We start from the raw sequence: 12353 nt of genomic DNA, 5'->3' as shown, positions 1-12353 counted from the left end.
AACTACCAAAAGTCCCTTTAGGTCGAAGATCCCGATGTTTTCGGGGGATAAAATATGGGTAGAACCAAATGATTTTCATGGTTACTCGGAACCGCCCGTCTGCCTTTCAGCAGACAGGCTGTATCCAAGGTGATGTTGGCAAATCGTTTTTTTAGATTTGTAGGTTTAAATTCAATTTTGCCCCCAAAGCATTAAAAATCCTCATTACCGTCTCAAAAGTCACATTTCCGATACTATTTTCTAATCTTGAAATTTGTGCTTTTTTTACTCCCACTAATTCGCCTAATTGCTCTTGAGTCAAATTCTTCTTTTTTCGGGCAATTTTAATCATATCGCCTATGAGTTCAAGTTTAAGCTCAAATTCATATTCTTCCCTTTCTAAAGTTCCTTTTTTCGCAATTAAAAGGTCTTCCGCTTCATCTAATTTGTAACTTTTCATTTATTTTTGTTTTTTAGATAATTTGCTCTAATATTTTCGGCTTTGTCAATCTCTTTTTTATCCACTTTACTGGTTTTCTTAATGATTCCGTGTGTAGCGAAAACAAGAGTTTCAGTTTTGTCCTCTTTGTCCCAAAATGCCAAAAGTCTGTATTGAATTCCTGAATATAAAGTTCTAAATTCCCAAATTTCACTAGTGAGTTTTTTAAAGAATTTAGGGTCAGAATTTTGCTCGGCTCTCCTTATATTCTGAAATATTTACTTTCTGACCTTTAAGTCTTGATTTTGGACAAATTTAAAGGCATCTTCTAAAAGTATAGTCTCAAATCGTTTTATCATTCATTTTTAAATAAAATCATGAATCAAAGCTACAAAAATGTTTCGTTAAATGTAAACATTTTTCGGTTTTTCAAATGTTTGCCAACATTCTATATCAGAAAGAAAAAGAAGTTTAAAGGATAAATATCCCCAATACCACTGAAATCCCGGCAAAAGCAAAAATGACCAAAATTGGTTTCCATGCAAATTGGATCCAATCTTTGTAAGATATACTGGCTGCCGCAAGGATCGCCATCAGACCGCCATTACTGGGAGTAACCAAATCCATAATCCCCGCACCATATTGATAGGCCAATACTACCACCTGTCTTGACATTCCGATCAGATCGGCTATTGGAGTCAGCAAAGGCATGGTCAAAACAGCCTGTCCTGAGGTACTGGGAACTGGAATATGCAGCAAAGCCTGTGCAATCATCATCCCAAAAGCCGAAAGTCCTAAGGGTAGGTGTTCTAATGGATTAAAAAGCGCATAGATGATGGTATCAATGATCTGCCCTTCCTGCAATACCAAATAGATACTTCTCGCCAACCCAACGATGATCCCTGCAAAAATCAATTCTGCAAACCCCTCTGCATAGGCTTTGGCAGTACCGTTGATTCCCAATTTACCGATGATTCCTGCTGACAGTCCCAATGCAAAAAATATGGCAGACATTTCATTGTAGTCCCATTCCCAATTGCTTAATCCATAAATCATAACCGCAAATGTAATTGCGACCAAAACAAGGATAAGGCTATGGGAAATGGATAGTTTACTTGGGATTTCGCTCTCTCCTGAAGTGTCAAAAGAAATATCTTTCCCATATTTGACCATATAAAAAATCCAAAAGCTTAAAGCAATTATAAAAAAGACCATTCGGTACATGCCTCCTGAAAAAACCGGTACTTCGGCTACTTTTTGGGCAATGATTACTGAAAATGGATTGGTCGGTCCAAATGCTCCGCCGATGATTGCGGAACCGAGACAAATACCGACAATTGCTATTTTGGTATATCCGATCTTACGGCTGAGGATCAACAACACCGGAACCATGGCGATGATTTCTTCCTGCAGTCCGTTCAGGGTCCCTGCTGTGGCAAACAGTATTCCAACCAATGCCAGTAAAAAGGTTTTGCCGTTTTTGAACCGGTGAATCAAGGCTTCCAATCCGGATTTAAATGCACCTGTTTTGTCCACCACATAAAACGCCCCACCGATAATCAAGATCAATACAACTACTTCTACACCTTCAATAATACCCTCCGGGACACTGAGAAACATTTTCCCAATACCCACCGGTTGATTTTCCAATGTTTTGTAACTGCCCTGAACTACCACTTCCCTTCCTGTCTCTTCATCCAACACCCTGTCATAAGAACCTGCAGGTATCAGATAAGTCAATATTGTTGCCAGCACTACAAATGCCAACATGATGATCATGGGGTGGGGGAAGGAAAGTTTCATAGTTGGGGACCAATATTTGGAAAGTAAAAATATCGGAATTTTTGGTTTTGGTTCGAAGGTTTAAGAAAGTTCTAAGGTTAGGGAATGTTCAATTCGTTGATGTCTAGAATTCGAAAAATAGAAAAATGGATTTAAAAGTTTAAACCTTGCAAGGTTTTAAGGTAAGAAAGCCGGACTATTTTCTTCTGAATCCGTGTTTTGTTAAAACTATATTACTAAGCTGACCCGATCTCCCCATCCAAAATCCCAAGGCAAAAATCAAATTGGTTATGATATTGACTACATTTTGGATAAACCACAGATCAGTGGCGATTTGGGTGTTGAGGAGGCCTTTGACAAAAAAGGTGCAGAAGTTGTAAAAAAAGATTCCAAAAACTATCCAGAAGGATAATGGAAGGGATTTTTCTTTTTTCCCTTCCACTATCTCCAATACCAAGAACCCCGCAAAAAAGGCCAAACTTACCTCTGTGAAGATGTAATAGGTAGAAAAGGCAGGTTGATAAAAAATGATCAATAGCCAAAACAGAAAACTGAGTAGCATGAAAATCTTGGTCAATTTGACAACGACCTTGCTTTGGCTGAAATACCCGATCCACCAAAAGTAAAATAGCGGTTCCACCAAACTATAAGCATAGCGAAAAAACCAATTTCCTTGGGTATTGTTCGTGATATACATGTACCAACCGGTTAGATCAATCAGAAATCCAAAAAACAGAAAGACCAAAAACAGCGGGTATGGCTTAAGCTTATGCATACCCAATCCTAGCCCTGAAAGGAAAGGAAGAAGCACTGAAAAGGTAGATATGATCTTAAGGTAATAAGCAGCGTCCGTCATGCAATAGTTATGGGCAAAATTGTCAAAGCCAGAAATCAAAACCTGATTCAGGTTTGCTCCTCTGTGTTTGGTGGTGGTGGAGGCCAGGAATTTTGAAGGATTAAACCGGATTTTTCTCTAAAATCTATGTTTTTGAAAAGTAATCCATTTGAATTATACCCCATAAGGATCAACCGTATACGATTTGAACTAAAGTATTTTTTATGGGAATTATCATAGCCAAAAAAATATTTGATATACTCCACATCCGCATTTTTTACCAAGTTTTTTACTTCCTCATTGATTACTCCCTCATTTTCAAAAAAACTGCAATAGTACCGGTTGAATTTCCTTCCCCTAGGATCTTTTCCGAATTTTGTTCTAAGTTTTCTCACTGTGTCAACGTCGATTTCTTTGTCCTCGCTTTTGTGCACAGGGTTTGAATCCAAAATTAAATCCAATATATCTTTTTCTGTGATTTGAGGTTTGTCGCATAAGATAATTTTATCACTGTACAGCAATGTCTTTTTTTTTGGTCTACCAGGCACCCTTTCTGGACGATACTCGCCTTGTTCAAATGCCAAAAAACACTTTGGCAATTCTAGATTTGGATCTTCATTTCTGCAAAACCAAGCCATGGTACCTTTGAAAGGAAGCATATCTTCTTTATTTGGGTCCATAAGTGTGGATTTTTCAATTATTCCGCCTATAGCCTCCTTAGATCCTATTTCACAAAGGGCTGGCTGTTTCATAAAATTGTATACCAACCAAGCCGCATCATTTGGACTGATTTCATAGGACTCTTCCAATTTGAAGTTTTTATCTGTTTTCATATTCTTTTATATTTTTTCTACTGACACTGAGAAATATATTTGAATAAAAAATTGATTTAAATTAAGTTTTCTTACCCATTATTTTATCCTTTAAACTACCAACTTTTATTCCTTAATATATAGAACCCATAATGTTGGTAAATCACTGACAATTTTTCAATGTTCCAATCTTCCAATTTTCCAATTCACCTCATACTCCATTCTGCTGCCAAGTCTAAAATCTCACGTCTCACATCTTCTGTCTTTTTTCAAATCCCCACTCCCCCCCAATCTTTTTCTCCCTTTCCCAAACGTTTGGTCAGTTGCATCTCGGCGGATTTTGGGGAAGAAATACTCAGCGTAAACTGCCCCCCGATCGGACTGTCCACATACCATTGGAGTACATGTTCATCATCACTGAGTTCCAATTCCACAGGAAATAAGGAAGCAACCGGGCTACCATCCAAGATCAAATGGATTTCTCCCTTTTCTACAAATGCACTGACCACAAGCTTTTTCATACGGATTAATTTATCCATTTGGTGGTATAAAGTCCAACACAAATTAGCAAATGGAAAAATCTCCATAGAACATGGTAAACTTTTAGTTGAATTTGGTTAGATCATCGGATATTTTTTAAGAATTCATCCTTTCTCCTTCTGGAAACATCCACATAGCTTCCGTCCTCCATTTTCACTTGGCCGCCCTCTCCTTTGAGGTATTCTTTGATATATGCCAAATTGATCAAATGACTGTTGTGCACCCGGAAAAAACCCTGCTCCAAAAGCATCTGTTCACATTCCTTGAGGGTTTTGGATACGATGATGGTTTTTTTATCAATCAGGTGAAAGGTGGTATAAGTATTGTCCGATTCGCATCGGATAATGTCCTCGATTGGCACAAAAAGATATCCGGATAGGGTAGGGAGGGCAACCTTCTTTTTTGGGATGGATTTATGGAGATTGTTCAGTAATTCCTGCACATGGTCGAAGTTGCTTCCCTTTTGCATTTTGGACCGGAATTTTTCCAATGCCTGATCCAATTCGGTTTCTACTAATGGTTTCAGCAAGTAGTCTACCGCTGCCAAGCGAAAAGCAAGGGTAGCGTAAGTATCGTAGGAAGTGGTAAATATGATTGAAAAAGGGATGCTTTCAAATCCCGACAACCAATCAAAAGCATTGCCCGGTGGAAGGTCCACATCACAAAAAACCAGGTCCGGTTCCTCCTTTGATACCAATTTGGAAGCATCTTCCAAATTGAAAGCCTGACCAACCAATTGTAAATCAGGATATTTTTCCAGCAATGCTTTCAATTGACTTTGGGCAGCTGCTTCGTCTTCTATGATAATGACCTTGTATTTTTTCATAGCTAATCTTCAAAAGGTATCCTAATCTGCAGGACTTTCCCTGGAATCCCATCTTTTCTCTCTTCGAGCCTGTATCCTGATTTATTGTTGTTTATTTGGTTAAGCAAATCAAAACGTTCCTGCATCAACTGCATCCCCAAGGAAGTCTTTTTGACCTGTTGACTGAGATTTATTTCTTTTTCTAGAGGTTTACTATTGGTCTTTTCATCCTTGATTTCGCACAACAAATGATTGTCATCCGCTTGTGAAATCACCATGTCGATTTTTCCGCCTCCGGATACCCCATGCCAAACTGCATTTTCCAAAAAAGGCTGAATCAGCATGGGCGGAATATAGATGGTATCCGGGTCCAGGCCATTTTCGACAGTAATGGAAAAATCAAAAGTGTGATTCAGGCGTAACTGTTCGAGTTCCAGATAAACCCTGTTGGCATCCAATTCTTCTGAGAGGGGGACTGTTTTTCGCTCACTGCTTTCAAGGACATAACGGATTTGTTGGGAGAACTTCAATAAATATTGCCCGGCTTCATTGACAGGATGGCTGTACATATAATGATGGATTGAATTCAGGCAATTGAAGATAAAATGGGGATTGATCTGGGCTTTGAGGGCTTTGAGGGTTACTTCGGTTTTTTGGAGCTGTAGTTCTGTTTCTTTTTCTTTAATTTTTGCTTCCCTTTTTGAGCGGTAGAAGACAAAAATCACAAAGGAAAATGCTACCATCACAGGAATAAGTGCAAATAAAATCAGGGTTTTGATCTCGGTATCAATCTGGATTTGTAAAATTTTAAGAGAAAATACTGTGGAATAATATTGATTGTTCCAAAAATCACCAAAAAAAACCATCTTAATCATTGTAATATGAATTTTAAACCGATAATATAAGATTTATTTTTGGTTAAATTTGAGAAGGTTATTTTTCTTTAAAAATTAAAGCATATTAATTTAGTTTTGAGATTAGAAACACTTTTTTAATTTTTAAGGTCATAGGTAAAATACATTTATTAAAACCGAATTCAACCATTTTCCATCCGATTTTTAAGTCAATTCCACCATTGGCTATTTCAAGTTTCTCAACTAGCATCTCTACAAGTACATTTAATTCTGATTTTCAACTGATTGATTTCATTTTAAAACAATTTAAGGGTAATGAGTACTTATTTTTCAATGCCGTCTCTGCAAAAGGGGCGGCATTTTTTTGATACATAAATGAAATATTCTTTTTCCAAATTCTCCCCGGAACCGACAGATTCTTAATGGGATTTGCCGATTGCTAAGTCACACTGTTTTCCAGATCATATCATCGTTAGATTTAAATTAAAATATTATTCTCATACCATTTCTACTTTGGTTCAATCTTTTTTTCCACCATTTACTAAAACTCTTAACTCTATGAAAACCATGAAAAAACTTCTACTTTCTTTGTTTTGCCTGATTGTTTCAGTCGGACTTTTCGCTGCCACCCGTACTGTCAGCAATAATGCTGGGGATGTAGCCCAATTCACTTCCATACAAGAAGCAGTGGATGCTTCCTCTGATGGGGATATCATCCTGATAAGCGGTTCATCCACCAGCTATGGAAGTTTCACTGTTAACATACGTCTGACCATTATAGGTCCGGGAGCAAATACGGACTTCAACGGTGGTGCAAACGCGACCATCGGCACCCTGACTTTTGGCAGTAACCAAGCTTCCCAATCCATTTTGTTGGGCCTCAATATCGGCGCTATCATCATTGGGGTTGCTGATTGCGATGAAGTGCAGGTAAGAAGGTGCCAGGTTAATTATTTGTACCATAGTCCAAACGATCCCTCCCGAATCCCTCAAAATTGGCTATTGGAAGAAAATAATTTATATGGTAGTGGAGTTTACAATTACTATGATAATAATTTGACAGCCAATTGGACGATTAGAAATAATTATATGAATACATGTGTAATTAACGGTTCAATTTTATCCAATAATGTATATTATGCTGGGTCTATTCAAGGGAGGGCAAATGTAATTACCAATAGTGTTTTTTATGGTTCCTCATTTAGTCTTAATCAATCCAGTATAGCAAATTCTATATTCAACAATGCTCCGAATATTGACTTTTCAGCCAATAGCGGTTCTGGAAACTTTCTTGAAACAGATCCTCAATTTGTGAATTTTACCTTTTCATCCGATTTGTACAGAATGGATCTTTCATTGCAGCCAGGCAGTGTAGGCATCAATGCCGGTACAGACGGGACAGATATTGGGTTGTTCGGAGGTAAAGGATTTTTGGTTTCTGGCTTGCCGGGTATACCAAGTGTCGAATCTTTGGTCATACTGAACCCCACCGTACCCCAAAACGGTACGCTGAATATCCAGGTTGAAGGTAAAGCCAACAATTAAGTTGACACGACCATGAGAACCTTTTTATGCATCCTATTGATGGGGTGGATGTGGTTGCCCTTTGCAGCAAGGGCACAAAATCCAACCATCACAGCGGCGGAGTATTTTCTGGATGCCGACCCAGGTGTGGGCAGTGGAAAGTCTTTTCCAGTGCCTGCATCTGCTAATCCAAGTGTTCAGACTCAGGTCAGCCTTCAGGGGTTGGCCTTAGGTTTCCATACACTTTCGGTCCGGTTCAAAGACAGCAATGATTTTTGGTCTGTCGCACGGACACGTGTGTTTTTGATCGAAAGTCCCGTAGATTCTGAGGAAGTCAGTACCGTGGTAAGTATGGAATATTTTATCAACACAGACCCAGGACCCGGTAATGGCACCAAAACCAATATTACTCCGGGAGCCGAAGCTTCATTGGCAATCCCTGTCAGCCTCTCTGGCTTTCCTGAAGGTTTCCATAATATTGCTGTAAGGTTTCAGGACCAATCAGGAAAATGGTCAACTGCGAGGTCACGGATATTTTTTATCCAAAATTCCATTACAGATTCGCCTTTGCTTCCAATCACAGCGGCTGAATATTTTATAGATAACGACCCGGGACCTGGTTTGGGAAAATCCCTCTCCGTGAACCAAGGTCCCAATCCCCAAGTCTTGGGAAATATTTCCCTTACAGACATTCAGCCAGGTTTCCATAACATCGGCGTCCGTTTCAAAAGTCAGGATAATATTTGGGGTCTTGCCAGGAGTAGTGTGTTTTATGTCAATGATGAAAACTTCGGTAAACCCACTATGGTGGACTATGTAGAGTATTTTTTTGATGGCGATGATCCGGGAGAAGGCAATGCCACATCTATAACTTTAGATCAGCCGGCATCGGCGATTTCTGTAGAAGCATTGATTGCCGTGGCTGATTTGTCACAGGGTACTCACAGTATCACCGTACGTATCAGGGATACCCAAGGAATTTGGAGTCCGGTGGTCAGTAAGGAATTCATTGTCGGTGAGCCACAATTTACGGTGCCTCCTAAACCTGATTTGGCAGAACTGCCAACCCTTGAGGATGCTTGCGCCATCAACCTGTCGGATTTGACCGCACCAACCGCAACCGCCGAAGACGGCAGCAAGGTTATAGGGACAGCGGATGAATCATTGTTTCCGATTACCAAACAGGGTAGTTCTGAGATCATTTGGACCTTTACGGATATATCAGGCCTTAAATCCACCCAAAAACAATTGGTAGTCATTGAGGACAAGGAGGCGCCAGAAATCTCGATACCGGGTCGAATTGTCTTGAATGCCAGTGCAGATCAATGCGTATTCACCAATGTGGATTTCAGTGGAGTTACCGCCACCGATAATTGCGGTGAGCCAACACTGACAAACAATGCTCCCGAGAATTTTGGCTTCGGCATTACTGTTGTCACATGGACTGCGACAGATGCTGCGGGAAATCAAGTTCAGTCAACCCAAGAGGTTGAAGTGATTGACAATATTGCGCCTTCGATTACCGCTCCTGCTGACTTGGTAATCGAATTACCGGCCGGATCGGATGGTATCGAAAGCATAAATATAAACCTTGGTTCACCATTGATTTTGGAAAACTGTGGTTTACAGCTGCTTGAGAATAACGCACCGGTAGTTTTCGAAGTCGGTTCGACGAATGTTACTTGGACTGCTGTCGATTTGGCTGGCAATACGGGGACCGCTTTACAAAATGTTATCATAACGACAGAAGTACTGCCTACCATTTTAGCACCGGCACCTCTAAATGTAAGCACGGATGCTGGAAGCTGTTTTGCAACCGTTGCGGATCTTGGCACACCCAGCGTGACAGGCGAGAACATCCCCAACGACGGCATTAGCAATGATGCACCGGCAACCTTCCCTATCGGCACAACTGTGGTCACCTGGACCGTTACGGATGGAAAGGGCAATATTGCCACTGCCACACAGGAGGTAACTGTAACTGACCCCGAGCCACCTACTATTACAGCGCCAGCTGCTGTAACCGTCTTGGCGACCTTGTCACGATGTGATGCCTCGGATGTAGCACTTGGCCAACCAACTGTAGCTGACAATTGTGGTATCAAATCTATAACCAATAATGCACCTGAACTCTTCCCATTTGGAAATACGACAGTAACTTGGACAGTGGAAGACCTGAACGGAAATGTGGCGACAGCCAGTCAAATTGTTACTGTCACAGAAGATCAAGAACCGCTGATCACTGCCCCTGCGGATCTGCTTGTGCAGATTGCGCCAGATGCTGACAGCGCGACAGTCGTAGCACTGGGTCAAGCAGAGGCTTCTGATAACTGCGGTATCGATAAAATAGAAAACAATGCACCCACTGTGTTCCCACTTGGCGTGACAGTTGTTACCTGGACCGTTTCAGATATCAGTGGCAATACGGCCTCGGCAGAGCAGATCGTTACGGTGACCAGGGAAATCCTGCCCACCATCACAGCACCACCTGCCATTACGGTCAACAATGACCCCGGCACCTGCGGCGCATCAGGCATTGAACTCGGAACACCTTCAGTGACCGGTGAGGATATACCTGCCGATGGCATTACAAATACCGCCCTTGAAACCTACCCTGTGGGAACCACCAATGTGGTATGGACAGTCATTGACGGCAGAGGCAATACAGCCACTGCGATACAGACCGTAACCGTGGTGGACAAAGAGGCTCCGACCATCATCGCACCGCCTACAGTCAATACACTAACCGTGGCCAATGGCTGCGAGTCAGGAGAGATTGATTTGGGTGAACCAAAGGTTTCGGACAACTGTGAAGTCCTGTCATTCAGCAATAATGCCCCTGAGGTCTTCCCGTTGGGCACAAGCACAGTAATATGGACAGTGATTGATGTCAATGGCAATGAGGCCACCGCAGAACAGACCGTTATTGTGGTGGATGAAGAACTGCCGCTGATCACCGCCCCTGCGAACATCACCATCAGGATAGAGGCCGATGAAGATTCGGCAGAGGATGTGGAACTCGGACAGCCTACCGTCTCAGACAACTGCAGCATCGATGAGGTAAGCAACAATGCACTTGGCAGTTTCCCTGTGGGTACTACTACAGTAATCTGGACCGTCCGGGATGGAAGTGGCAATGAGGCCACTGCAGAACAGACCGTCACAGTGACGAGGGAGGTTTTACCTACCATTACCGCACCACCTGCCATCACGGTCAACAATGACCCCGGCACCTGTGGCGCCTCAGCCATTGAACTCGGCACACCAACAGTGACCGGTGAGGACATCCCATCTGACGGCATCAGCAACAATGCCCCTGCAACCTTCCCTGTGGGCAATACCCAGATCACCTGGACAGCAACCGATGCCTCGGGCAACACAGCCACCGCATCGCAGACGGTAAGAGTAGAGGACAATGAAGCACCTCAAATATCCGCCCCTGCCAATATCAGTATTCAATTGCAGGCAGGAGAGGAGTCAGCTACTGATGTGGAACTCGGAACCCCGACAACTTCCGACAACTGTGGTGTGGCAGAAGTAACCAACGATGCACCGACGTCCTTCCCGATAGGAACCACCATTGTAATCTGGACAGTGACCGATGTCAACAGCAATACAGCAACGGATACCCAGAGCGTAACCGTGATTCCTGCGGATACTGAGACGGATCTTCCGACAGTCAGTGCTCCCGCCGATATCCTCGTGGATACCGACAAGGGAATCTGTGAAGCAAACAATGTGGATCTTGGCATAGCCACCTTTACGGGAGACATTCCTGATGGCGGACTGAGCAATGATGCCCCTACATCCTTCACGCTAGGTGAGACCATTGTCACCTGGACGGTAACAGACAGAAGCGGCAATTCGGCCACTGCGGTACAGAAGGTAACGGTCAGGGACAGGGAACTACCGGATATCAAGGCCCCTGCCAATCTGGTACTGAGCGCAACAAGCGGCGGAATCTCTTCCTCCGAGGTTGATCTCGGTGAACCGGAGGTATCAGACAACTGCAGCATTGCCGAGGTCAGGAACAATGCCCCTGCGGTGTTCCCCATAGGCACCACGACAGTGACCTGGACAGTCATTGATGGCAGCGGTAATATATGCACCGCCAAGCAGCGTGTGACAGTCAACCTTATCGAAGGAGAATGTGAAGTGACTGCCAAAGCCAAACCTGTGGTGACACTGAAACTCAACAGTCAGGGCAAGGCAAGACTTAACCCTGATATGGCCGATGACGGTTCCACGGCCTTCTGTGGCCCGCTGAAACTCGACCTGAGCAAGTGCGACTTTACCTGTGAGGATATAGGGGAGAACAGCGTCAAGCTTATAGCCAAAGATGCGAAAGGCAACAGGGACGAAGTTGAATTCAAGGTGATTTTAGTGGATGAGACCAAACCAAAAATCAAAGTTGAGAAGAAAGCCTTTGTCTGGATGATGAAGAAAGGGGACACCTTTACCATGCCTGACTTTAAGGACAGGGTGGAAGCCTCCGACAACTGCGGCTTTGAGCTTCATCAGTGCCCTGAACCCGGAACCAAGTTCAGAAAACCTGAGAACAGCTTTGTGGAATTCGAGGCCAAAGATCCTTCGGGCAATAAGGCAACCGACAAGTTCAAGTTCAACCTGCTGGTCTTCAAATGCAAAGTGCCGAACAAAAACGGCAGGACGACAGGGGAGCAGGAGCTTTCCGATATGCTGATTGTACCTTGGAACACATCGTTCGATAAAGCCATCAGCGAGGGCATTGTCTTCGAGGAGGGCAGCGATCCGGAATATATCA

General features: G+C 42.8%; 10 protein-coding genes. 2 read left to right on the top strand and 8 right to left on the bottom strand.

The features are described 5' to 3' along the window. Positions 1 to 151 precede the first annotated feature (151 nt). The 8 genes from HMJ38_RS21555 to HMJ38_RS21520 all read right to left on the bottom strand — a co-directional run bounded on the left by HMJ38_RS21555 (position 152) and on the right by HMJ38_RS21520 (position 6067). Positions 152 to 439 carry a helix-turn-helix domain-containing protein gene (locus HMJ38_RS21555; protein ID WP_194976518.1) on the bottom strand — a complete coding sequence of 96 codons (288 nt, stop codon included), beginning with the start codon at positions 437 to 439 and terminating at the stop codon, positions 152 to 154. Next, positions 436 to 684: a type II toxin-antitoxin system RelE/ParE family toxin gene (locus tag HMJ38_RS25400; protein ID WP_317174583.1), complete on the bottom strand. Its 249-nt coding sequence runs from the start codon at positions 682 to 684 to the stop codon at positions 436 to 438. Before HMJ38_RS25400 ends, HMJ38_RS21555 begins: the two co-directional genes overlap by 4 nt. Positions 685 to 889: 205 nt before the next feature. Continuing rightward, positions 890 to 2221: a YfcC family protein gene (locus tag HMJ38_RS21545; protein WP_194976517.1), complete on the bottom strand. Its 1332-nt coding sequence runs from the start codon at positions 2219 to 2221 to the stop codon at positions 890 to 892. A 175-nt stretch (positions 2222 to 2396) separates the two neighbouring features. After that, entirely contained in the window at positions 2397 to 3056 is a 660-nt protein-coding gene (locus HMJ38_RS21540) for a hypothetical protein (RefSeq protein WP_194976516.1), read from the bottom strand. A gap of 47 nt (positions 3057 to 3103) precedes the next feature. After that, positions 3104 to 3868, bottom strand: a complete 765-nt coding sequence (locus tag HMJ38_RS21535; protein ID WP_194976515.1) for a hypothetical protein — start codon at positions 3866 to 3868, stop codon at positions 3104 to 3106. 248 nt (positions 3869 to 4116) lie between these two features. Continuing rightward, positions 4117 to 4368: a hypothetical protein gene (locus tag HMJ38_RS21530; protein WP_194976514.1), complete on the bottom strand. Its 252-nt coding sequence runs from the start codon at positions 4366 to 4368 to the stop codon at positions 4117 to 4119. A 101-nt stretch (positions 4369 to 4469) separates the two neighbouring features. After that, complete coding sequence (locus HMJ38_RS21525) at positions 4470 to 5213, bottom strand: LytR/AlgR family response regulator transcription factor (RefSeq protein ID WP_194976513.1); 744 nt, start codon at positions 5211 to 5213, stop codon at positions 4470 to 4472. 2 nt (positions 5214 to 5215) lie between these two features. Then, positions 5216 to 6067 carry a sensor histidine kinase gene (locus tag HMJ38_RS21520; protein WP_194976512.1) on the bottom strand — a complete coding sequence of 284 codons (852 nt, stop codon included), beginning with the start codon at positions 6065 to 6067 and terminating at the stop codon, positions 5216 to 5218. 546 nt (positions 6068 to 6613) lie between these two features. Between HMJ38_RS21520 and HMJ38_RS21515 the strand changes: the two genes are divergently transcribed. Further along, positions 6614 to 7591, top strand: coding sequence for a hypothetical protein (locus tag HMJ38_RS21515; RefSeq protein WP_194976511.1), 978 nt, complete (start codon positions 6614 to 6616; stop codon positions 7589 to 7591). A gap of 12 nt (positions 7592 to 7603) precedes the next feature. After that, positions 7604 to 12353: HYR domain-containing protein (locus HMJ38_RS21510; RefSeq protein WP_194976510.1), on the top strand; the 4750-nt coding region annotated here is incomplete at its 3' end.

Source organism: Aquiflexum lacus (genome assembly GCF_015476655.1).
In the GTDB taxonomy this organism is placed as follows: Bacteria; Bacteroidota; Bacteroidia; order Cytophagales; family Cyclobacteriaceae; genus Aquiflexum; species Aquiflexum lacus.
The sequence above is the reverse complement of the archived record's forward strand: the minus strand, read 5'-3'. Positions and strand labels throughout refer to the sequence as shown.